The sequence below is a fragment of the Aeromonas sp. JL9 genome, from assembly GCF_024436075.1.
Taxonomy (GTDB): domain Bacteria; phylum Pseudomonadota; class Gammaproteobacteria; order Enterobacterales; family Aeromonadaceae; genus Aeromonas; species Aeromonas veronii.
This window is the reverse complement of the sequence record NZ_JANFNV010000008.1, coordinates 139,145-161,990: the sequence shown is the minus strand read 5'-3', so window position 1 is coordinate 161,990 and position 22,846 is coordinate 139,145. Positions and strand designations below refer to the sequence as shown.

17 protein-coding genes and 1 pseudogene are annotated in these 22,846 nt (G+C 57.9%); 9 read left to right on the top strand and 9 right to left on the bottom strand.

Annotated features, from left to right (window positions below; all coding sequences use genetic code 11):
* Window positions 1-74 precede the first annotated feature (74 nt).
* The 5 genes and pseudogenes from NOM06_RS08910 to NOM06_RS08890 all read right to left on the bottom strand — a co-directional run.
* Window positions 75-634 (bottom strand): annotated as a pseudogene (locus NOM06_RS08910) (IS5 family transposase); the annotation flags it as partial.
* 235 nt (window positions 635-869) lie between these two features.
* Window positions 870-2,522 carry a cation acetate symporter gene (locus NOM06_RS08905; RefSeq protein ID WP_040068108.1) on the bottom strand — a complete coding sequence of 551 codons (1,653 nt, stop codon included), beginning with the start codon at window positions 2,520-2,522 and terminating at the stop codon, window positions 870-872.
* Window positions 2,519-2,830, bottom strand: coding sequence for a DUF485 domain-containing protein (locus NOM06_RS08900; RefSeq protein WP_040068110.1), 312 nt, complete (start codon window positions 2,828-2,830; stop codon window positions 2,519-2,521). Before NOM06_RS08900 ends, NOM06_RS08905 begins: the two co-directional genes overlap by 4 nt.
* A gap of 105 nt (window positions 2,831-2,935) precedes the next feature.
* Window positions 2,936-3,562: a 3'-5' exonuclease gene (locus NOM06_RS08895; protein ID WP_255911180.1), complete on the bottom strand. Its 627-nt coding sequence runs from the start codon at window positions 3,560-3,562 to the stop codon at window positions 2,936-2,938.
* A gap of 2 nt (window positions 3,563-3,564) precedes the next feature.
* Complete coding sequence (locus NOM06_RS08890) at window positions 3,565-5,352, bottom strand: putative nucleotidyltransferase substrate binding domain-containing protein (RefSeq protein ID WP_255911178.1); 1,788 nt, start codon at window positions 5,350-5,352, stop codon at window positions 3,565-3,567.
* 168 nt (window positions 5,353-5,520) lie between these two features.
* On the opposite strand from NOM06_RS08890, the gene NOM06_RS08885 reads away from it, so the two are divergent.
* Window positions 5,521-6,327 (top strand): crotonase/enoyl-CoA hydratase family protein, encoded by an 807-nt coding sequence (locus tag NOM06_RS08885; RefSeq protein ID WP_255911176.1) that lies wholly within the window; start codon window positions 5,521-5,523, stop codon window positions 6,325-6,327.
* 71 nt (window positions 6,328-6,398) lie between these two features.
* Here NOM06_RS08885 and NOM06_RS08880 read toward each other — a convergent pair whose 3' ends face one another.
* Window positions 6,399-7,898 carry a sodium:alanine symporter family protein gene (locus NOM06_RS08880; RefSeq protein ID WP_005336959.1) on the bottom strand — a complete coding sequence of 500 codons (1,500 nt, stop codon included), beginning with the start codon at window positions 7,896-7,898 and terminating at the stop codon, window positions 6,399-6,401.
* A gap of 348 nt (window positions 7,899-8,246) precedes the next feature.
* On the opposite strand from NOM06_RS08880, the gene NOM06_RS08875 reads away from it, so the two are divergent.
* Both NOM06_RS08875 and NOM06_RS08870 read left to right on the top strand, forming a co-directional pair.
* Complete coding sequence (locus NOM06_RS08875; protein ID WP_139494245.1) at window positions 8,247-8,684, top strand: GNAT family N-acetyltransferase; 438 nt, start codon at window positions 8,247-8,249, stop codon at window positions 8,682-8,684.
* A 76-nt stretch (window positions 8,685-8,760) separates the two neighbouring features.
* Window positions 8,761-9,546 (top strand): zinc-dependent peptidase, encoded by a 786-nt coding sequence (locus NOM06_RS08870; RefSeq protein WP_255911184.1) that lies wholly within the window; start codon window positions 8,761-8,763, stop codon window positions 9,544-9,546.
* Between the two features lie 196 nt (window positions 9,547-9,742).
* Here NOM06_RS08870 and NOM06_RS08865 read toward each other — a convergent pair whose 3' ends face one another.
* On the bottom strand, window positions 9,743-10,228 hold the full coding sequence (locus tag NOM06_RS08865) for a cell division inhibitor (protein WP_005333614.1): 486 nt from the start codon (window positions 10,226-10,228) through the stop codon (window positions 9,743-9,745).
* Window positions 10,229-10,458: 230 nt separating this feature from the next.
* Here NOM06_RS08865 and NOM06_RS08860 point away from each other — a divergent pair, with 230 nt between their 5' ends.
* Together NOM06_RS08860 and NOM06_RS08855 are read left to right on the top strand one after the other, a co-directional pair.
* On the top strand, window positions 10,459-10,656 hold the full coding sequence (locus tag NOM06_RS08860) for a DUF4250 domain-containing protein (RefSeq protein ID WP_005333612.1): 198 nt from the start codon (window positions 10,459-10,461) through the stop codon (window positions 10,654-10,656).
* Window positions 10,657-11,031: 375 nt separating this feature from the next.
* Window positions 11,032-13,506, top strand: a complete 2,475-nt coding sequence (locus NOM06_RS08855; RefSeq protein WP_255911174.1) for a glycogen/starch/alpha-glucan phosphorylase — start codon at window positions 11,032-11,034, stop codon at window positions 13,504-13,506.
* Window positions 13,507-13,569: 63 nt separating this feature from the next.
* Here NOM06_RS08855 and NOM06_RS08850 read toward each other — a convergent pair whose 3' ends face one another.
* Both NOM06_RS08850 and trxC read right to left on the bottom strand, forming a co-directional pair.
* Window positions 13,570-14,952, bottom strand: a complete 1,383-nt coding sequence (locus tag NOM06_RS08850) for a DASS family sodium-coupled anion symporter (RefSeq protein ID WP_255911171.1) — start codon at window positions 14,950-14,952, stop codon at window positions 13,570-13,572.
* 161 nt (window positions 14,953-15,113) lie between these two features.
* Window positions 15,114-15,548, bottom strand: coding sequence for a thioredoxin TrxC (gene trxC, locus NOM06_RS08845; RefSeq protein WP_197930283.1), 435 nt, complete (start codon window positions 15,546-15,548; stop codon window positions 15,114-15,116).
* Between the two features lie 188 nt (window positions 15,549-15,736).
* On the opposite strand from trxC, the gene NOM06_RS08840 reads away from it, so the two are divergent.
* The 4 genes from NOM06_RS08840 to NOM06_RS08825 all read left to right on the top strand — a co-directional run bounded on the left by NOM06_RS08840 (window position 15,737) and on the right by NOM06_RS08825 (window position 22,833).
* The gene (locus tag NOM06_RS08840; RefSeq protein ID WP_255911168.1) at window positions 15,737-18,541 is read left to right on the top strand and encodes a response regulator; all 2,805 of its coding nucleotides are present in this window, start codon (window positions 15,737-15,739) and stop codon (window positions 18,539-18,541) included.
* 166 nt (window positions 18,542-18,707) lie between these two features.
* A complete protein-coding gene (locus NOM06_RS08835) occupies window positions 18,708-20,444 on the top strand; it encodes an ABC transporter transmembrane domain-containing protein (RefSeq protein ID WP_058060072.1) in 1,737 nt (578 codons plus the stop codon).
* Window positions 20,441-22,192 (top strand): ABC transporter transmembrane domain-containing protein, encoded by a 1,752-nt coding sequence (locus NOM06_RS08830; protein WP_255911166.1) that lies wholly within the window; start codon window positions 20,441-20,443, stop codon window positions 22,190-22,192. Before NOM06_RS08835 ends, NOM06_RS08830 begins: the two co-directional genes overlap by 4 nt.
* Before the next feature lie 167 nt (window positions 22,193-22,359).
* Entirely contained in the window at window positions 22,360-22,833 is a 474-nt protein-coding gene (locus NOM06_RS08825) for a DUF4442 domain-containing protein (RefSeq protein ID WP_255911164.1), read from the top strand.
* The last annotated feature ends 13 nt before the right edge of the window (window positions 22,834-22,846 follow it).

The following is a 22,846-nucleotide window of genomic DNA, read 5'->3' as shown; positions in this document are numbered from 1 at the left end:
ATGATTTTTCGTGTCATGCTGCCTATGTTGGGGTTGGCATCATTCGAATCAACTCGGTTTTGTTAGCGGCTCTAAACACGTCCCAGCTTGCGCCGCAGTGGGTTGAGCAAGGTCGACAACACCTCGGTATCGTGGACATTTTCCAGCGACACTTCCGCCGCCACGAGATCGTGGGTCACCGGGTCTACCGCCAGATGCAACTTGCGCCACACTCACCGCCGTGTTTTCTGACCTTCCACTCGCCTTCACCAAACACTTTCAGGCCGGTCGAGTCGATAACCAGGTCGGTAATGCGTCCCTTTGGGGGCTGTCGATAAGCTACCGTCACCGTGCGTGCTCGCTTGCTGACACAGCTATAGTTCGGCGCACACAGCGGTACGTTCATCAACTCGAACAGGGAGTCGAGTAGTCCCTGAGTGGCCCGTAAAGGGAGGTTGCAAATCCACTTGAGCATCAGGAAGGTGGCGATGGTCTGGTCAGTGTAAAGCTGGCTGCGACCCCGGTGCCCATGATGGTCGTCGTGAAACCAGTTACTCATGGCCTCGGCATCAACCCAGAAGGTGAGTGAACCACGGTTAATCAATGATTTGTTGTATTGAGGCCAGTTGGTGATGGGTTGAAGCTGCGTGCCCATGATGCAGATTTGAAGAGGATGGTGGTGATCAGATCACCGAGTCCTCAGTTAGTTCCATTTAAGCTGCATCTATTTGGGAAACAACGCCGCGTTGAAATACAGAACCCCCGATGCGGTACATAGGGGGTTCTGAGTAGAAAAATGCTAGTTGAAAATGTGTAAACCTATTTCAGGACTAGACACGACCATAAAAAAAGCCGGCGCGAGGCCGGCTTGGAAGTATGAACTTGATCTGTTAGTGGGAGGTGGCGCCAGAGGCCCCCAGCCCGGTTTGGGAGCGAACGAACTGCGGCAGGAACTTGGCATGCTCGTCGGCGGCGTTCTGGGAGCTGTCGGTGATGGAGAAGAACCAGATCCCGATGAAGGCCAACCCCATGGAGAAGAGGGCTGGGTATTCGTAGGGGAAGATGGCCTGGGCATGGCCCAACACTTTCACCCACACGGTCGGACCCAGGATCATCAGGGTTACGGCGCTCGCCAATCCCAGCCAGCCACCGTAGACGGCGCCACGGGTGGTCAGGCGTGACCAGAACATGGAGAGGAACAGCACCGGGAAGTTGCAGCTGGCGGCGATGGAGAAGGCCAGACCGACCATGAAGGCGATGTTCTGCTTCTCGAACAGGATCCCCAGACCAATGGCAACCACACCCAGCACCAGAGTTGTCATCTTGGAGACGCGCAGTTCATCGGTCTCGTTGGCCTTGCCCTTCTTCAACACACTGGCATAGAGGTCATGGGAGACCGCAGAGGCACCGGCCAGGGTCAATCCAGCGACTACCGCCAGAATGGTGGCAAATGCCACGGCAGAGATGAAGCCGAGGAACAGACTTCCACCCACTGCATCAGCCAGGTGGACGGCTGCCATGTTGGTGCCGCCCAGCAGGGCGCCGGTGGCATCCTTGAAGGCCGGGTTGGTGCTCACCAGCAGGATGGCGCCAAAACCGATGATGAAGGTGAGGATGTAGAAGTAACCGATAAAGCCAGTGGCGTAGAATACCGATTTACGCGCCTCTTTGGCATCGCTCACGGTGAAGAAGCGCATCAGGATGTGGGGCAGGCCGGCGGTACCGAACATCAATGCCAGACCGAGCGAGATGGCGGAGATTGGGTCGGAGACCAGCCCGCCCGGGCTCATGATGGCGGAACCTTTCTCGTGCACTTTGACCGCTTCGCTAAACAGGGCGCCGATGTCGAAGTTGACTGACTTCATCACCATGATGGCCATGAAGCTGGCACCGGAGAGCAGCATCACTGCCTTGATGATCTGAACCCAGGTAGTGGCCAGCATGCCGCCAAACAGCACGTAGAGCACCATCAGGATACCGACCAGCACCACGGCCACATGGTATTGCAGGCCAAACAGCAGCTCGATCAGTTTGCCGGCACCGACCATCTGGGCGATCAGGTAGAGGGCGACCACCACCAGAGAGCCGCAGGCGGAGAGGGTACGCACTTCAGTCTGCTTCAGACGATAGGAGGCGACATCGGCGAAGGTGTATTTGCCGAGATTGCGCAGCCGTTCGGCGATCAGGAACAGAATGATGGGCCAGCCCACCAGAAAGCCGATGGAGTAGATGAGGCCGTCATAGCCGGAGGTGTAGACCAGCGCGGAGATCCCGAGGAAAGAGGCGGCGGACATATAGTCACCGGCGATGGCCAGACCGTTCTGGAAGCCGGTGATACGGCCACCGGCAGCATAGTAGTCGGAAGCCGAGCGGTTGCGCTTGGAGGCCCAGTAGGTGATGAACAGGGTAGCGGCCACAAACACCAGAAACATCACGATGGCGGCGACATTAAGGGGCTGACGCTCCACGGCGCCAGAGATTGCATCGGCCGCCAGCAGGGGAGAGGAGGCCAGTGAGGTCAACAGCAGCAACTTGCCTTTCATGATTGCACCCCTTTGAGGATCTTCTGGTTCAGTTCATCAAACTCGCCGTTGGCGCGAAAAACATAGACGCCGGTCAACACGAAGGAGGAGAGGATCAATCCTACCCCGACAGGAATGCCGCGAGTAATGGTCGACCCTTCGCTCAAGGGGGTGCCGAGCCAACCGGGGGCAAAGGCGATGAGCAGAATAAACGCCAGGTAGAGTCCCAGCATCAGAGCCGAGAGGGCCCAGGCAAAACGCTGGCGCTTGGCGACCAGCTCCTGGAAGTTGGGATCTTGCTGGATCCTCAGGTAGCTTTGCTGTTCCATTGCAGTTCTCCATGACATGAGTGTCAGCGGTGGATGGGGTAACCCCGACGAGCAGGGAACCTGCTCATGTAAGCGAAATGTGAGTTAAATGTTATTTGTGGGCAATTAGACTTTGGGATAAGCCAGCGGCGAGCCGCAGGTGAGGCGCAGGTAGATGAGCGCGGCCGTGGTGGCATCGGCAAGGGCATCGTGGGCGGGCAGGGGGGGCAGCGCCAAGTGACGGCAGATGGCACTCAAGTGCAGGTCGATGGCCGCATCGGGATAGCGGCGATAGAGGTGATCGTGATAGAGCTGGCTCACCTCGATCCCTCGCTGGGGCAGGGTTAATCCCCACAATTTCTGGCAGGCGAGATTGAGAATGCGCAGGTCGTAGGCGATGTGATAGCCCACCAGTTCGCGCGGGCCGATATAGTCGAGCAGCAGGCGCAGCGCGGCTTCCAGCTCCATCCCCTGTTGCAGATCCTGATGGCGCAGACCGTGGATCACCACAGATTGGCTGGTCAGGCTGGCCGGTGGCTGTACCTTGATGGCGAGGGCCTCGCCGGTCAGCAGCCGGTTACCCTGAATGGGCACCGCCCCGATGGAGACGATCTCGGCCTGCTCGGGATCGAGACTGGTGGTCTCGAAATCGAGGGCGATCCGTTCATCTTTCGGTGGGGTGGCAAAGAGCGGCGCGAACTCGCCCGTTCGGAACGCACGGCCATACCAGTAGCGTCGAGCGTGGCTCAACATGGTTATTGTCTCAGACGAAAGTGCAAGGTGAGCCACTGCTGGAACTTCTTCACCTGATGCAGTGCCTGGCGCAGCAGATCCCGCTCGCTGTGGCTGAGATCCTGTGTCTGCACCCTGCTGTTGCCCCCCTTGAGCTGGCTGCGCAGCCTCAGCCGGATAAAGAGCCGGAACGCCTCCGCCAGATTGCTGCCATAGTCGGGACTGAGCCGCTCGGCGGCCACCAGTGCGTCGATACGCCCCAGGGTCGAGGTCTCCATTATTCCCCCCTCAATGGCCAGCATGCGGATACCGTGTACCAGCGGGAACAGGCCGCCCCGCTTCAGATCCAGCCCTTCCGGTGGCTGCTCCAGCCTGCCAAACAGGGTGAGCGGGGCATGAAAGGCCACCGCCGGTCGCACCATTTCTGCCAGCAGATCCCGCCTGTCCGCCAACTGCTCGCGCAGCGCTCTGGCAACCGGCAGATGGAGCTGACGGTCCCCTGCTATGGGGTGAGCATCGGCCAGGGTGGCGAGCCAGAGCAGCTCATCCTCCTTTGCCGTGGTGCAGGCGCTGGCAATGGCGCTTTGCCACTCGCTGCCTGTTTTTACCCAGGCCGGATTGTTCACCATCACCTGCCCGGGGCAGAGGGGGTAGCCGAGGCGCTCCAGCAGGCTGCTGAATTCGGCCAGATCGGCTGTCTGGGTGGGCCATGTCAGCCCCTCTGGCAGGATCAGGGCGTTGTCCTGATCGGTTTTGAGGATCTGCTCGCCGCGCCCCTCCGAGCCCAGCATCAACAGGCAGACCTTATCCTGCACCTCGGGGAGGATCACCAGCGCAAAGGCTTTGGCGATCAGCTGCTCGTTGATGGTGGCGATGAGCTTCATCAAAAAGGCGGTGTGGATCCCTTGGGCAAACAGCGAGCGGGTCAATTGCTGCTGCTCGCGGGCGACCGCCTCCAGTGCCGGCAGGCTGTCGGCGCGGGCGATACGCAACGTCAGTACGTGGGAGTGGGTCGAGAAGAGCCCCAGCACCTGGGTCAGTTGCAGGATCCCCGCCACCTCGTTGCCACGCCATACCACCAGTCGCTTGATGCGATGGCGGGTCATCAGCAGCAGGGCATCAAACAGATAGCTCTCCAGCGGCAGACCAATCAGCGGCGTGGGAGTTAGCACCGAGAGGGGGGCCGTCAGCGGCAATCCCTTGAGGGTCAGGGCGTGGAGCAAGGTCTTGCGGGTTGCCAGCGTGAGGGAGCCGTCGTGGGCCGGGTAGAGCAGGCAATCGGTCCCCTTGCTCACCATGGCTTCGGTCGCTGCGAGCAGTGACAGCTTGCTGTCGACGATAAGCGGTGCTTGCAGGTGGCCGGGTTCGATGCGGGTCAGGATAAACTCCGCCAGATTCTTCTGACCCAGTTGTTCGCGTTGTTCCTGCTGGCGCTGGCGCTCGGCCAGATTGGCGGTGAAGTAGCTGGCAAACTGTGAGTCCTGCTCACAGAGCGCCAGAAAGGTGTGGCGAGGGATGAGCTGGCAGAGGCTATCTTCCAGCGCGGTGAAGCGGTGGCGGCAGCGGCCATCAAATTGGGCGCGCACATCGAACAGATCATCAACCCCGTAATCACCAAACTGGTGGTGAGGGGCAGACTCTTCCACAGCTCCCTTGATGATGAGATAGAGGCCGGGAGGCTCGTCCCCCTCTTTTAGCAGCAGCTCCCCGGCCCGAAAATAGCAGAGCGAGAGGTGACGGGAGAGCCGCTCGCGCGCCTCCTCATCCAGTCGGTCGAACGGTGGTCTGGCAAAATTGAACAGGGTTGACATGACAGCGTCCTCTGCTGGCTTGCGGCACTCATGCAGCTCCCAGTGTGACAAAGGGAGGGGGAGGCGACCAGCCGACTTTAGTCTCAGCTGTACCGCCTGTTCACACTCTGATAACGTGGTGGTATGACCAGTGAGTCAGTTTCAGGGATCAAGGAGAGGACAAGGGAGATGGAAAAACCAAGGATCAAGTGCGAGATCCACGACGGGATTGCCGAAGTGATGCTGACGCGGGGGGACAAACTCAATGCGCTGGACCGCGCTATGTTCAGCGCCATCGACGAGACGCTGACGCAGCTCGCCCGGCACAAGGGGCTGCGGGCGGTGATCCTGCATGGCGAGGGGCGGGCCTTCTGCGCCGGGCTGGATGTGAAATCCATGCTGAGACAGCCGGTGGCGGCGCTCGATATTCTCAAGCGTGAAGCGGACGAGGCAACCAATCTGGCCCAGCGGGTTGCCTATGGTTGGCACCAGCTGCCGGTGCCGGTGATTGCGGTGACCCAGGGAGTCTGTTTTGGCGGTGGCTTGCAGATTGCGCTCGGGGCCGATTTTCGCTTCAGCACCCCCGATTGCCGCTTCTCGGTGATGGAGATCAAGTGGGGCATCATCCCCGATATGAGCGGCAGCGTTACCATGCGCAACCTGATGGGGCTGGATACCGCCATGGAGCTGGCCATGAGCGGGCGTGAACTGGATGCTGTCGAGGCCAAATCCCTCGGGCTGGTGAGTCGGGTCTGCGCCGATCCGCTGGTGGAGGCGCGAGAGTTTGCCCGCACCCTGATCACCAAGTCGCCGGATGCACTGGCGGGGATCAAGCAGCTTTACAGCCAGGCCTGGTCCCGCAGCGATGAGGCGATGCTCAAAGAGGAGACCCGGCTGCAAAAGCAGATCCTGGGGCGACCCAATCAGTGGCGGGCTACCCTTAACAGCCTGTTTCGCTGGCGGCTGCCCTTCGGGCCGCGCCGCAATCCGCTCTGAGATGAGGTGACAGGAAAAAGAAATGGCAGCCGAGGCTGCCATTTTTTATTGATGTCTTATGTCGTTCTGGTTCAGGAGGTCTTGCGATCCTGATCCGGCTCGAATTGATGACCCGATTTCTCCAGTTCCAGGTTCTCTTCGGAGCGCTTGCCCACCCAGTAATCGGCGTTCTTGATGCCGAGCTTCTCCGGGTGGAATACGGGGTCAATACCTTGTGCCTGCTGCGCTTCATAATCCTTCAGACAGGTGAAAGCGGTCTTTTGCAGCAGCAGGATGGCGATGATGTTGAGCCATGCCATCAGGCCAACCCCGATATCACCCATGCCCCACGCCAGATCTGCAGTCTTGACGGTGCCGTAGACAGTGGCAGCCATCAGCGCAATCTTCAGCAAGAAGGTGAGCCAGGGGCGATTAATCTTGCGGTTGATGTAGGCGATGTTGGTTTCGGCGATGTAGTAGTAGGCAACGATGGTGGTGAACGCGAAGAAGAACAGCGCGATGGCCACGAAAATGCTGCCAAAGCCCGGCATCATGCTCTCCATGGCGGTCTGCACATAGCCCGGGCCTGCTGCGATACCGGCAATACCTGTGTAGATAGCAGCGCCGTCCGGCCCTTGTACGTTATAGAGCCCGGTGATCAGCAGCATAAAGCCGGTGGCGGAGCAGACGAACAGGGTGTCGATATAGACGGAGAACGCCTGCACCAGACCCTGCTTGGCAGGGTGACTCACTGCCGCAGCAGAGGAGGCGTGCGGCCCGGTACCCTGACCCGCTTCGTTGGAGTAGACCCCGCGTTTTACCCCCCACATGATGGCCAGACCCAGAATGGCACCGAAACCGGCATCCAGACCGAAGGCGCTTTTCCAGATCAGCAGGATCACGCCCGGCAGCTGGCCGATATTCAGGGCGATGATGACACAAGCCACGATGATGTAGCCGAGCGCCATAAAGGGCACCACGGTACTGGCGAAGCTGGCGATACGCTTGACGCCACCGAAGATAATAAAGCCGAGCAGCAGCGCCAGACCGGCGGCGGTGACGTTCGGATCGATATTAAAGGCGGTCTGCAGGCTTGAACCGATGGAGTTGGCCTGCACCCCCGGCAGCAGCACGCCGCAGGCGAAGACGGTCGCGATGGCGAAGGTCCAGGCGTACCACTTCATGCCAAGTCCTTTCTCGATGTAGAAGGCCGGGCCGCCGCGGTATTCACCGTTGATCTTCTCTTTGTAAACCTGACCCAGGGTGGACTCCACGAAAGCAGAGCTGGCGCCGAGGAAGGCGACCATCCACATCCAGAACAGGGCGCCCGGACCACCGAAGGTGATGGCGGTGGCCACACCGGCGATGTTACCGGTACCCACGCGACCGGCCAGGGTCATGGCCAGCGCCTGGAAGGAGGAGACACCGGCATCGGTGCTCTTGCCATCAAACATCAGGCGCACCATCTCTTTGATATGACGCAGTTGCAAAAAACGGGTGCGCAGGGAGAAGTAAAGACCGACCCCCAGACACAGGTAGATGAGCGCAGGGCTCCAGATTACACCATTGATGGCATTGACGATTTCATTCATGTACAACAACTCCTTTGTTGTGTTTGTGGCGCTGTCTTGGCGAGATCTTGGCCTCGCTCTCTGTCACTGTTTTCGGCCCTATTTGTTAACAATCCGGTTAACAAATGAGCGCGAGGTTGAGGGGTTGAGCAGAGCGCAAACACGCGCCATGCATGGCTTGTAACATATCGAGTTGTAGCGGTGCTTCCCAGCGAAAAATGTTGCCTTGTTGCAAATTTGTGAATTGACAAGGGTGGGGGGATAATGGCAGGCAGCGTTTTCTATGAGTAAAGATGAGATCCTCCTTGTTGATCTGCGCCAGACAATGTGACGGGCGTAACACAATGGAAAGCAAACATGAGGCCAACAATGAAAAATGACCCTGAGACGTTGACGATCCGTCCCCCTGAGGCCGACGACGGGAGCGCCATCGCCCACCTGTTCAGCCAATTGGGGTATCCTGCCGAAGGCGCTGACGTGACGGCGCGCCTGTTGGCGCCGGATCCCGCGAGCGTTGTGCTGCTCGCATCCCTGGCCGACAAGGTGGTTGGCGTGCTGGTGTGGCACAAGCTGGCACCGCTGCATGTTGCACCAGCTTGGGGCCTGATCTCGGCGCTGGTTGTCGATGAAGGGGCAAGAGGGGCGGGAGTGGGCGCAGCCTTGCTCAAAGGAGCAGAAGCGATGGCGCGGGCCGCAGGTTGCGCCCAGCTGGAGTTATCCAGCAGTCTCAAGCGCGAGGCAGCCCACCGTTTCTATCTGGCGCAGGATTATCAGGAGCGGCCGAAACGGTTCGTCAAACTGCTGTGACCTATTGTTTGCATCAAAAGAAGGAGTAGGCGTGCTGGGATGGTTCAAATGGCTGGGTGGTCGCCCGCAAACGCCCATGAGTGAGGATGAGTTGGCGCTGTGGCGTCAGGCGCTGGTGGCAGTGCCCATCTTGCAAGGGCTCAGCGACACCGAGCAGACGACGCTTATCGGCTTGGGGCAACAGCTACTCAAGCGCAAGACCCTGACTCTGATCGGGGTCGAGCTCAGCCGCCGTCAACAGGCGGTACTGGCGCTGCAGGCGGCGTTGCCCATTCTTCATCTTGGTATCGACTGGTATCGCGGCTTTCACGAAATCATCATCATTCCCGAGCCCGTCACCCGGCGTCAGGAGGTGCAGGATGAGTTCGGGCTGGTGAGCGAGTTTGAAGAGGAGAACGCTGGCGAATCCTGGCCGCAAGGGCCGCTGGTGCTGGCCTGGAGCGAACTGCAGCAGGATGGTGACTGGGACGGCTTTAATCTGGTGATCCACGAGCTGGCCCACAAGCTCGATATGTTGGGCGGTGAGGCGGACGGCGCGCCGCCGTTGCCGGGGCAGATGAGCAGCCAGCTCTGGCAGCAGGCCTTTCAGGCCGCCTTCGATGAGTTGTGCCAGCAGCTAGATCGGGATGAGGTAACTGCCATCGATCCCTATGCCGCCGAACATCCCGCCGAGTTTTTTGCCGTCAGCTGCGAGTGTTTCTTTACCGATCCGCTGCGGCTGCAGCAGGTCTATCCCGCGGTATACCGGCAACTGAGCCAGTTCTTTAGCCAGGATCCCGCACAGCGTTTCCCCGCGAACCGCTTGCTGGCGGGGGAGGGGGTTGCAGGATCCCGTGCCATAAATACAAATCACCAATTGTAAAACAGTGAAAAAGCACCATTAATATCGGTTTGCTTTTTCGCTATATGCCCAGAGCTAGCGCGCTCTGGGCATATAATTTTGCTGCGCTCGATTTTTGCAATAGCCTTCTAAACGAAAGCGGCAGGCAGTAGTTGATTTCGTGGCAAACCTCTTTCTATTACATCACAACAACCAGTATTTGTTTTCGTTTTTTGTCTTAATGATTGAGATAGATATCTTGCTCTGCATAGGCCAGCAGAGGTGTGCCGAGGTTAGTCCGTTTCGCGCCAAAGAAGCGGGTGAGTACGCCAGATTGCTGTCCCAGTCGCTGCAGCTTGACGTGATCCAGCTCGATCTGCTCAGGCAGCCAGGTAAATACAGCGGCGCAGTGACCATTGCCCAGACTGCGCTCCAGGGTTTGCTGCCAGTTCTTGATTTTGGGGCTATGTACCACCAGCACTCTCTTGGGATCGATACCTCGCTCTTCCAGACGGCTGACTGTGGGGCGTCCCGGCGGGGCGATCAACAAGATCCAGCCGGTATGAGCCTCCCCAAGCTTTGTCAGCTCGCTCAGAAACTGATCATCAGACTGGATAGTCACACCATAATGAGCCAACTCCGCTTTGCAGGCGGTTCTGGTTGGCCAGGGCTTGCTCATGACACGATTCATCGCAAAGGGCAGTGAGTGCAGGGGCTGGTTCATATATGGGGTTCCTGTATGAATATCCAAGCTGTATGTGCGTACAGTAGTTCTGTCCTGTGGCAGTGACAAGGTGTTTTTGCTGAAAAATGTGATGGTGTTGGCATGTCTCGTTAGTAACGTTATGTTTTTAAACGTTATTTAATATAAAACTTGCTGGGCGTTTTTCGTGCTATGGACAAACCTTGCGTAACCGCCCATGGTTATACAGGTCATTTACAGGAGGTGCCGCCATGGATATCAGTACCTTGCAACGTCTTGATGCCAACATCTTGCTGGGCATCATCAATGAGAAGCTAAGGCTTGAGTGTGACGGGTTGGAGGAGCTGCTGGCCTATTACGATATGAGTGAAGAGCAGTTGGCAGGACGTCTGGATCAGATTGGGTACCATTACGATCCATTGAGTAATCAGTTCAAGGCACATCTTTAAGGGTGCAATGATTGCTTCATATTTATACGGTAATTTTTCAGGCACATTGAAACCGGTTTCAATGTGCCGTCTTGCTGCCTATTTTCAGGGATTTTCAAGGCTTGGCAATCTCTGAAAACCTATTCATGCCAGAATATTTTTATTGTTTCATTAAGCTTATGATAATAAAGGGAATGTTTGTTTTGATACGACCAATTAAAGGAAAGGGTTTTCAAGCTTTTCAGGCTGTTTTTATCGGTTAAAGTGTGACTTGCGTTAACTTTTAATTCTGCCGCTTTAGTTAGTATTCTCACGCCGGTACATATTTTGAGATAACAACAGCACCGGTCCCGCAAGCGGGATAACAATTTTATTTGTAACGAAGGAATATGGTTTATGGCTACCAAGAAGAAGACAGACCAGGATCTCCAACTGGATAAAGATCAGCTCAAGGCGAGTATCGTGCGTCACCTGCGTTCTACCTTGGGAACAAGCGAACAGAAAGCCTCTCCCGAAGCGTGGTGGAAAGCCACAGCTGCGGCCGTCAATGAACAGGTGTACGAGCGCCTGACCCGCACTCAGCAGACTCATTTCAAGAAAGATACTCGTGCGATTCACTATCTCTCTGCTGAATTCCTGATGGGACGATTGACTTCCAACAACCTGCACAACCTCTCCCTCTACAAGACTTGCGAAGAGGCGCTGGGCGAACTCGGTCTGGAACTGACCGACCTGTGCGAACAAGAGCCTGACATGGCACTTGGCAACGGCGGCCTGGGTCGTCTGGCTGCCTGCTTTATCGACTCGCTGGCCACCCTGAACTATCCGGCGGTTGGTTATGGTATCCACTACGAACACGGTCTGTTCCGTCAGGAAATCCAGGATGGCCGCCAGATTGAGCGTCCGGACTCTTGGCGTGAATATGGCAACCCCTGGGAGATCTGCCGTCCCGAGTCGGTGCAAGAAGTGCCGCTCTATGGCTACGTCGAGACCGTGTTTGGTGACAATGGCGGCCTGAAGAAGGTATGGCACGCCGGTCGCAAGATTAAAGGGGTGCCTTGGGATATTCCGGTGGTCGGTTTTGGCGGTCACACCGTCAACATCCTGCGTTTGTGGGAATCCCGCGCCTCCGAGTTTTTCGACTGGGACGTGTTCAACGCCGGTGGTTACATCGACTCCCAGGCTGAGAAAGCCCAGGCCGAGACCATATCCAAGGTGCTGTATCCGAACGATGAGACCGATGCCGGTAAAGAGCTGCGTCTGATCCAGCAGTACTTCTTCTGTGCTTGCTCCATCAAGGACATCATGCGCCGCTACAAGCGGGTCCATGGCAGTGACTTCAGCAACTTTGCCGCGCAAATTGCCATTCAGCTCAACGATACTCACCCGACTGTCGCCATCCCGGAACTGATGCGGGTGCTGGTTGACGAGGAAGATCTGAACTGGGATGTCGCTTGGGCTATCTGCTATCAGGTCTTCTCTTATACCAACCACACTCTGCTGCCGGAAGCGCTGGAGAAGTGGTCGGTCAGCCTGTTCGAGAAAGTACTGCCTCGCCATCTGGAGGTGATTTACGAGATCAACGCCCGCTTCCTGAACGAGTTGGTGGAGCCCAAGTGGCCGGGCAACGATGCTATCAAAGCCAAGCTCTCCATCATCGAAGAGGGAGATGTGCGCAAGGTTCGCATGGGCAACCTGTGCGTGATCGGTTCGTCCAAAGTGAACGGTGTGGCCGAGATCCACTCCAAGCTGGTGAAGGAAGATCTCTTCCCCGAGTATGCCGAGCTGTGGCCGGAAAAAATGTGCAACGTGACCAACGGGGTGACCCCGCGTCGCTGGCTGCTGGCGTGCAACCCGGAACTGGCTGGCCTCTACAACGAAGTAGTGGGCAAGGAGTGGCCGCTGCAACTGGACAAACTGCGTGGCGTGGTGAAGTTTGCCGACGACAAGGCGTTCCAGCAGCAGTTCATGACCATCAAGCGTCACAACAAAGAGAAGCTGGTCAAGGTCATCAAAGACGAAACCGGTATCGATGTCAGTGCCGAGGCGATCTTTGACGTTCAGATCAAGCGTCTGCACGAGTACAAGCGCCAGCAGCTGAACCTTATTCATATCATGGCGCTCTATCGTCGCCTGCTGGCCAACCCGGACTATGACATGCACCCACGCGTGTTTATCTTCGGCTCCAAAGCTGCGCCCGGTTACAAGCTGGCCAAAGACATCATCTATGCCATCAACAAGCTGGCGGATCGGGTCAATAACGATGCTCGTATCCAGGGCAAGCTGAAAGTGGTGTTCATGCCGAACTACCGCGTGAGTCTGGCCGAGAAGCTGATCCCGGCAGCAGATGTCTCCGAGCAGATCTCCACTGCAGGTTATGAAGCATCCGGTACCGGCAACATGAAGATGGCACTCAACGGTGCAATCACCATAGGGACGCTGGATGGAGCCAACATCGAGATCGCTGAAGAGGCGGGTGCCGAAAACTGTGCCATCTTCGGTCTGAACGTGGACGAAGTGAAGTCGCTGAAGGCGCGCGGTTACAACCCGTATGACTTCTACTATGCCAACTCCGAGCTCAAAGCCGTGCTGGACTGGTTTGATACCGACTACTTCACGCCTGGTCGTCCGGGTGAGCTGGCCTCCATCAAGCGCTCCTTGCTGGAAGGGGGAGACCCTTACCTGACCCTGGCGGACTTCCAGTCCTACTCGGATGCCCACAAGCTGATCGATACCTGGTATCGGGATCCGGCACTGTGGGCGAAGAAGGCCATCATCAACTCGGCCACCATGGGCAAGTTCAACTCCGACCGCTCTATTCAGGACTATGTGGATCGGATCTGGGATCTGAAGGCCTGCAACATCGGCTAATCGGATTCATAAATGAGAAAACCCCCGCAATGCGGGGGTTTTTGTTTATTGGGGGGAGCTGGATCAGAGGATGTCGCCAACGAAGTAGGCCAGCAGGGCGAGCAGCACGGTAAAGACCACGTTCAGAGCCATACCGGCTTTCATCATCTCCCTCTGGCGGATGTGGCCACTGGCAAAGACGATGGCATTGGGCGGCGTGGCGACCGGCAGCATAAAGGCACAGGAGGCACCGATAGCGATCAACACAGACATCACCACAGGTGATACACCCAGCGCCTCGGCGACACCGGCAAACAGGGGAACTAACAGCGCGGCGGTGGCGGTGTTGGAAACCAGTTCGGTCAGGAATACCACGAAGGCGGCCAGCATAAGCAACACGACAAAAATGTTGGCGTTGGAGAGTACGGCCGACAGATGGCTGGCCAGGAAGGCACTGGTACCAGTGGCCTTGAGAATGGCGCTCAGGGTCAGACCGCCGCCAAACAGCATCAGCACGCCCCAGTCGGTGTTCTGGTTGACGTCATCCCAGCTGGCGACACGGCTGGCCACGATGGCCACGATGGCGCCCATGGCAATCAGGGTGTCGAGTTGCGGAATACCGCCAAAGGCGTTGGAGATGGGTTGTGAGCCGATCCAGAGCACAACGGTGGTCAGGAAGATTGCCAGCGTCACTTTACGCTCGCGGGTCCAGTTGATGGTGACATCCTGGATCTCGACGCGGTGGCTGAGACGCGGGCGGGTTACCAGATAGAGCAGGGCAATGCCGCAGGGCATCAGGATCAGCACTACTGGAACACCGAATTTCATCCAGTCAGTGAAGCCAATCCCCATCTGGGCGGCTGCGATGGCGTTGGGTGGGCTACCCACCAGGGTACCGATGCCGCCGATACTGGCGCTGTAGGCGATCCCCAGCAATACGAAGACGAAGGTGGCGCGCTCTTTTGTGCTGTCGAGGCGTGCCAGCATACCGATCGCCAGTGGCAGCATCATGGCGGTGGTAGCGGTGTTGCTGATCCACATCGACATGGCGGCTGTGATGGTAAAGAGCAGGATGACGCCCCAACCCAGATGGCCATTGGCCAGGTGCATCACCTTGCCTGCCATCAGGGTATCCAGTCCCTGTTTTGAGAGGGCTGCCGCGAGGGCAAAACCGCCAAAAAAGAGGAACAGGATCGGGTTGGCAAAATCGGTGAGGGATTTGCTCATGTCAAACACCCCGAGCACGGTGGCCAGCAGGGGCACCAGCAGGGCCGTGATGGTGACGTGCAGTGCTTCGGTCAGCCAGAGAATGGCGATAAAGACCAGAATGCCCAGCCCCTTGTTGACCATGGGATCAAACGGGAGCCAGGCGAGCATGGCACAAAGTAGCAGGACATCCAGGATGACGATCCCTGATTTGATGTCCAGCCAGCGAGATGGAGCAGAGGGTACAGCCGATGTGTGCATAATGTTCTCTCGGTTAATTTATGGTTGTTTTTGTGTTGCTGAGATTACATCCATTCACTTGTTTGAAACAGGCTCACATGTTGAAAATCAGCCTCGACTCACACAAGCATTGATAAAAATGATGAAATGAACACATAAATAAAACATGTCTGAAATATAAATCAAACATCCATGAACTGCTCCAGCCACTGCTTGAACATGCTCTTGGGCAAGGAGCCATTTATCTGGTTCACCAGTTTGCCCTGTTTGAAGACCATCAAGGTGGGGATGCTGCGAATGGCGTAACGGGCGGCAATGGCGCTCTGCTGCTCGGTATCGACTTTGACAAAGCGCATTCTTGGTTCGAGCTCATGGGCAACATCATGAAATACCGGGGCAAACTGCTGGCAGGGGCCGCACCAGCTGGCCCAGAAATCGACCACGACCGGGATATCGGAGTTGATCAGGGTATCGAAGTTATCCGCCTTCCCGAGGCAAGGGGTCTGGCTAAACAGGGGGGCCTTGCAGTGCCCGCACTTGGCGGATGTATCGATATGGGTAATGGGCAGACGGTTCCTGGTAAAGCAGTGGCTACAATAAGTAGTGACAAATGACATAATTGGTTCCTTCTCGATCTGCGCTGGCCGGAGATATGATGAGGGGCCAGAATGACGCAATAGCGAAACAACAGCGAAATATCAGAGCAATAACGGTAACACAGTGACCGGCGGGAGTGGACAATTCCCCCCAAGGTTCATTGCCCAACCGGATAATTCAGCGACCACCAGATGAGAGTCGAGACGGGATGAAAAAAGGATCACGGAAAAACCGTGCTGTGCCAGGGCTGATTATTGCCCTGCTGCTCGCCTTTTCGGGCTACTGCTGGCAGTCGCTCGGTCAGCAGCAACAGGCCCACGACCTGAACGAAGCGGCTGAGGTGGTGCTGAACCGGATCAACGCCGATACCGTCTATCTGCTCGGGCGGGAGCAGGCCAATGACAGCAATGTCCAGCAGCGTCTGAACCAGTTATCCATCACCCTTGACGGTTTTGTGCGCAAGGTACGCAGCGATCCCGAGTTGGCGCAAGACGAGTTGTCTCAGGCGCTGCTTGAGGATATGGATACCTATCTGATGGCGCTTGCCAAGCTCCATGCCATGGAGATGGCCATCGAGTATATCAATGCGCCCCTGCAGACCCAGATTAAAAAGGTGCGCGAGATAAGCCCGTCAGACAGTGCGCTGCATCGCGATGTCGAGGAGCTGGCGCAGCTGAGCAACTATCTGCAGCGCAGTTGGGACAAACGTGAGCAGACTATGCTGGCCCGGTTGCAGCAACAGATGGTATCCCGTTACGGCCACCTGCCGGAAATTGCTACCCTGATCCGCCTGAGCAAGGACATGAGCCAACAGGTGGTCGCCTATCACGCCTTGCGTTACCAGCTGATCGACATGCATGTGATCGAGAGCCTGGTGCGCTGGAAAATCGACAAGCTGGAGCGCGCCTCCTCTTTGATGAACCGCTTCTATCTGATGGTGCTGTGCGGGGCTTTGATCTGTTTTGCACTGGTGGCCTTCACCCTGTGGCGCCGCAACCAGAAGCTGAGCGAGTTGTCGCGCCAGACTGGCTTGCTGGCCCAGGCAAAAAGCGATTTTCTGGCCAACATGAGCCACGAGATCCGCACCCCCATGAATGCCATCATAGGTTTTAGCTCGCTGGCACTGCAGACCGAACTGGATCAGCAACAGCGGGACTATCTGGGCAAGATCAAATCCTCATCCGATACCCTGCTGTTGCTGATCAACGACATCCTTGATTTGACCAAGGTGGAGTCCGGCAAGCTGACGTTGGAGGAGATCGACTTCGATCTCAGCGAGCAGCTCGATTCGCTGGCGGGCATGTTTGCCGATCTGGCGGAGCGCAAACACGTGGAAGTGGTTATTCGCAAGTCACCGGAGGTGCCGGTCTTCTTGCGTGGAGATCCCTTGCGATTGGGACAAGTGCTGGTCAATCTGGTGAACAACGCCATCAAGTTTACCGAACGCGGTGAAGTCGAAGTCTGCATCGAGCTGGCCAATCCTCACCCAATGCGGATCCGTTTCAGTGTGCGCGATACCGGCATCGGCATTGCCGAAGAGAAGCAGACCCAACTGTTTCAGGCGTTTACCCAGCTGGAGGCGGGCAATACCCGAAAATATGGCGGTTCGGGTCTTGGGCTCAACATCTCCCAGCGGCTGGTGGAGCTGATGGGGGGGCGGATCACCGTAGAGAGCAAGCCTGGCGTCGGCTCTCTGTTCAAGTTCGATATTCCGATGGCGCAGGCGGTCTACGGCGTGGCTGGACGGAAAGTCTTCTTCGAAAACCAGCCGCTGGTGATGGTGATGGATGACAACGAACTGGTGCTGGATCTGGCCCGGGATATTCTGACTCGGGCGGGAGTGCGAGTGCTGCCGGTTAACTCCCTTTCCCGCGCCCGTCAGCTGCTCCGTGAAGAGGGACCGAATCTGCGGTTGGCGATCCTCGACTGGCGCATGGGTCAGGAGGATGGGCTCGATCTGGCGCTGGAGATGTATCAGCACAGCCAGTGGCGGCGGATCCCCATCCTGATGATCAGCGCCTGGGCCAGAGAGGGGCTGCACGCCCGGATGGACAGCATGGGGCTGACCCATTTTCTGCCCAAACCGATGACCGAAAATGCCCTGCTGGCCAAGGTGGACGAACTGCTCAACGGCAGCTCTTACGAGCTCAACCTGCGCAAGGCCGAGGCACAGGGGGATCAGCAACACTTCAAATCCCTGTTGCAGGGTACCCGAGTGCTGTTGGCGGAAGATAACCGGGTCAATCAGCAGCTCATCATCGAGTATCTGCGGCGCGTCGATGCGGTTGTGTGTGTGGTCAGCAATGGTCGGGAGGCGGTGGAGCGGGTCGCCGAGCAGCCTTTTGACGTGATCCTGATGGATTTGCAGATGCCGGTGCTGGACGGACTCGATGCCACCCGCCAGATCCGCAAGATGGTCGACAAACACGATGTGCCCATCATTGCCCTCACCGCCAGTGCCATGCCCGGTGACAAGGAGCGTTGCCTGGGGGTGGGGATGAATGGCTATGTTACCAAGCCGGTGAGCAAGCTGGATCTCTACAACAACCTGCTGCAGTGGGTAAAGCCGCAAGGGGTGGAGCAGGCGGGGATCATGGAGGTTAAACCGCCGGATATGATCGGGATCCTCGATCTGCAGGATGCCCTCAAGCGGCTGGAGCAGGACAAGGAGGCATTGCAGATCCTGTTCAAGCTGTTCATGTCGGAGCACAAGGACGATCTGTGGGAGATCCGCTCTGCCCTGCGCCGTCAGCAGCCCGAGGTGGCCAGCAAGCTGCTGCACACCCTCAAGGGGGTGTCTGCCAATATCTCGGCGGCCCGTCTGCAACTGGTGGCTGGCGAGCTGGAGTGGCGCCTGCGGCAAAACGAGGTGCTAAGCGAGACGGATCTGGAGCAGTTGCAACAGGTGTTCAGCCAGACCCGGGAAGAGGTGTCACACTTCCTGTTGACCGGTGAGCAGCATGAAAATTCGTATAATCCCTATTCATCAGGGGATGATCGCATGTCACAGTGAATTAAATAGTAATTATTCTCAACCATCCCGGTTCGGGATATGATGAGCTTTCGTTCGAATCGCCTCCAGCCGGAGGCGATTGTTTTCATTCTTCTATTTCTGCGTGGCTTCTCTGATGGCCGCTCCTTGGAGCGGTCACGGGCAGAGAGCGCTAAAGGTTGGTGGTGTGAGCGTATTTTTACGATTGAGCTGGTTTTTCAAGGAGCAGTGGCCCCGTTATCTGGCTGCCATCTCCCTGCTGCTGATGGTGGCCCTGTTGACCGTTATTCCGCCCAAAGTGGTGGGCTGGGTGGTGGATGGCATCACCAAGGGCGGTCTCGACAATGGTACCCTGATGCGCTATCTGGCGGGGCTGTTTGGTCTGGGTGTGCTGATTTATCTGCTGCGCTACGTCTGGCGGGTGATGCTGTTCGGTGCCTCTTACCGTCTGGCCTATGTGTTGCGCAATCGCCTGTTCAGTCATTTCACCCGGATGAGCCCCGATTTTTATCAGCGCCACCGTACTGGCGATCTGATGGCCCATGCCACCAATGACATTCAGGCGGTGGAGATGACCGCTGGCGAAGGGGTGCTGACTCTGGTGGACTCCATCATGGTCGGGGTATTGGTGCTCTCCATCATGTGCAGCCAGTACTCCTGGCAGTTGACGCTGGTCTCCTTGCTGCCGCTGCCGGTGATGGCCTATTTCATGAACCGCTTCGGCACCCAGATCTACACCCAGTTCAAGGCGGCGCAAGGGGCCTTCTCCAGGCTCAACAACAAGACCCAGGAGGCCCTTTCCGGCGTACGGGTGTTGAAATCCTATGCGGTTGAATCGCTGGAAGATGAAGGCTTTGCCGAGCTGACCAAACAGGCGGGGGAGCGCAATATGGCGGTGGCCCGCATCGATGCCAAGTTCGATCCGGTCATCTATCTCTGTATCGGTTGCTCCTACTTCCTCGCGGTGGCGGGGGGCAGTGTGCTGGTGCTGCGCGATGAGTTGACCCTGGGTGAGCTCACCAGCTTCACCATGTACCTCGGCCAGCTGATCTGGCCGATGTTTGCCATCGCCTGGCTGTTCAACATCATCGAGCGGGGCAGCGCCGCCTACTCCCGTATCGAGAGCTTGCTGGGGGAGCGTAGCGATATCGAAGAGCCCGCCCAGCCTGCCGCGTTTACCTCTGCCTTTCCTTTGCAGATCAAAGGGGTGAGCTATCAACTTGAGCAGCGCACCCTGCTTGCGGATATCGACGTTACCCTCAAGCAAGGGGGGATGCTCGGGGTGGTGGGGCGCACCGGGGCAGGCAAGAGCTCCCTGCTCAAGCTGTTGATGCGCCTTGCCAATCCGACTCACGGTTCGATTGTCATGGGTGGCGTTCCGATTGACCAGCTGCCGCTCGCCACACTGCGCAGCCAGTTTGCCTATGTGCCGCAGGAGCCATTCCTGTTTTCCACCACTATCGCCGCCAATATCGCCCTCGGCAAACCCGATGCGAGCCGCGAGGAGGTCGAACGGGTGGCGCGCATTGCCTGTGTCCACGATGATATCGTGCGTTTCCCCAAGGGCTATGAGACCGAGGTGGGGGAGAAAGGGGTGACCCTCTCCGGCGGCCAGAAACAGCGGCTGGCCATTGCCCGCGCCCTGCTGCTGGATGCGCCCATTCTGGTGCTCGATGATGCCCTCTCGGCGGTGGATGCCCACACCGAGCAGCAAATTCTGCATGCCCTCAAGGCCCATCGTCGCACCCTGATCCTGGTCAGCCATCGCATGACGGCGGTGGAGCAGGCCGACGAGATCCTAGTGCTGGAGCAGGGGGCCGTTAGCGAACGGGGTCATCATGGTGCCCTGATGGCGCACAATGGCTGGTATGCAGATATGGTGCGTTACCAGCGTCTCGAAGAAGCGGTGGAGGAGAGCCTGTGAATCCGACCATTAAACGACTGCTCGCCTACTGCGCCCAGTATCCTCGCTGGCTTATTCAGGCGGGGATCTGTTTGCTGCTTGCCACCGGCGCCGAAGTGGCCGGGCCGCTGCTGATCAAGCTCTTTATCGATGACTATCTGGCGCCTCGCAATATCGTGCTGCCCACCATAGCCCTGATTGCTGCGGGCTATCTGGGCTTGCAGGTACTCTCGGCGGCGGGCTTCTATTTGCAATCCCTGCGCTTTAACCGTATCGCCCAGGCGGTGGTGCAAACCTTGCGCGAGCAGGTGTTTGCCACCGCCATCCGCTTGCCGGCCCGCTACTTTGACAAGCATCGCTCCGGCTCGCTGATTTCCCGCATCACCAACGACACCGAGGCGATCATGAACCTCTATGTGCAGGTGATCGGCTTGCTGGTGCAAAAAGTGGTGCTGCTATGCGGCATCCTCATCTCCATGGCGCTGCTGGATCTGCGGCTGATGCTGGTCTGCTCCCTGCTGCTGCCCGCGGTGGGCGGGGTGATGTGGCTCTACCAGAAACTGAGTGTGCCGGTGGTGCGAGCGACCCGCAGCCTGCTCTCCGACATCAACAGCCGCCTCAACGAGTCGCTGCAGGGGATGCCGGTGATCCAGGCAATGGTGCAGGAGCGCCACTTTGCCAACGCCTTTGCCGAGGTAAATCAGCAGCACTGGTCGGCACGGATCAAGAGCCTCAAGATCAACGGCATCTTGCTGCGTCCGCTCATCGATCTCTTCTACATGATGGTGCTGATCGGTCTGTTGGCGCTGTTTGCCCATGAGGGGGTGAGCCACGCGGGTGCTATTCAGGTGGGGGTGCTCTACGCCTTTATCAGTTATCTGGGGCGGATGATCGAGCCGCTCATCGAGATGACCAACCAGCTCAACCAGTTGCAGCAGGCCATGGTAGCGGGGGAGCGGGTCTTTGCCCTGCTCGATGAAACCCGCGAGAGCACCGAGGGCGAGATGATCCCGCTGGAAGGGCGGGTCAGTTTTGAGCGGGTGAGCTTCTCCTACGATGGTGAGCAGCAGGTGCTGCGGGAGGTCAGCTTTGCCGCAAAACCGGGCCAGATGCTGGCGTTGGTGGGCCATACCGGCAGCGGAAAGTCCACCATCATCAGCCTGCTGATGGGCTTCTATCCGCTGGATCAGGGGCAGATCCGTTTCGATGAACACGCACTGGATACCCTGTCGCTGGCAGCGGTGCGCCGCAGCATCGGGTTGGTGCAGCAAGATCCCTTTATCTTCGTCGGCACTTTGGCGGAGAACCTGCGTCTCGGCCGCGCCGGAATAGATGAGGCGCGGCTCTGGCAGGCGCTGAGCGAGGTGCAGCTGGCCGAGTTTGTGCGCAGCCTGCCACAGGGGATCAACACCCTGATGGAAGAGGGGGGCAAGAACCTTTCCGCCGGTCAGCGGCAACTGCTCTCCTTTGCCCGTGCACTGGTGGGAGATCCGCGTATCCTCATTCTGGATGAAGCGACGGCCAGCGTGGACTCCCAGACCGAGTTGGCGCTGTCGCAGGCGATCTCTGCCGCCCGTCGTGGCCGCACCACCATCGCCATCGCCCACCGCCTCTCGACCATCGTCGATGCGGACGAGATCCTGCTGCTCTCCCGCGGTCAGGTGAGCGAGCGGGGCAGCCACAGCGAGCTGATGGCCCTCGGCGGCCATTATGCCCAGCTGTTCGAGATGCAGAGTCAGGGGGCCTGGCTGGAAGAGAAGCGCGCCTGAGCGGCACATTTGCTGTAACGGCGACATGAACGAAAAGAGGGAACCGATGCGGTTCCCTCTGTGTTTTTGCGTTGGGCAAAAGGTCGTAACCGTGATCCCTGTGCTTGTCGAATGGCGCAGATGCGGGCAACATGTTGTTTACATTAACTCATCGGATCAGTTCGCATATGGATTTGCAACGCTTCAAAGCCAATCTGGCGCTCCGGCTGTTTGCCTGGCGCTATATTCCCGTCATCGGGTTTTGTGCCCCGATCATCGAAGATATGAACGCCAAGGCTCTGCGCATTCGCATTCCCCTTGGCTGGCGTACCCGCAACCATCTGGGCAGCATGTATTTTGGCGCGCTGGCGACCGGCGCCGATCTGGTAGGCGGTCTGCTGGTGATGGAGAAGGGGCGGCAGCGGCGCAAGAAGGTGCACTTCGCCTTCAAGGATGTGCAGGGGGAGTTTTTGAAACGACCGGAGGGGGATGTGCAGTTCGACTGCGCAGCGGGGGAGGAGATTGACGCCATGATCGACGAATCTCTGGCAAGCGGTCAGCGCATCAATCGCCCCATCCGGGTGGTGGCCACCTGTCCGTCATTGAACGGGGATGAGACGATGGCGCGTTTTGTGCTGACCCTGTCAGTCAAGGCCAGCTAGCGGGTTGCCGGCG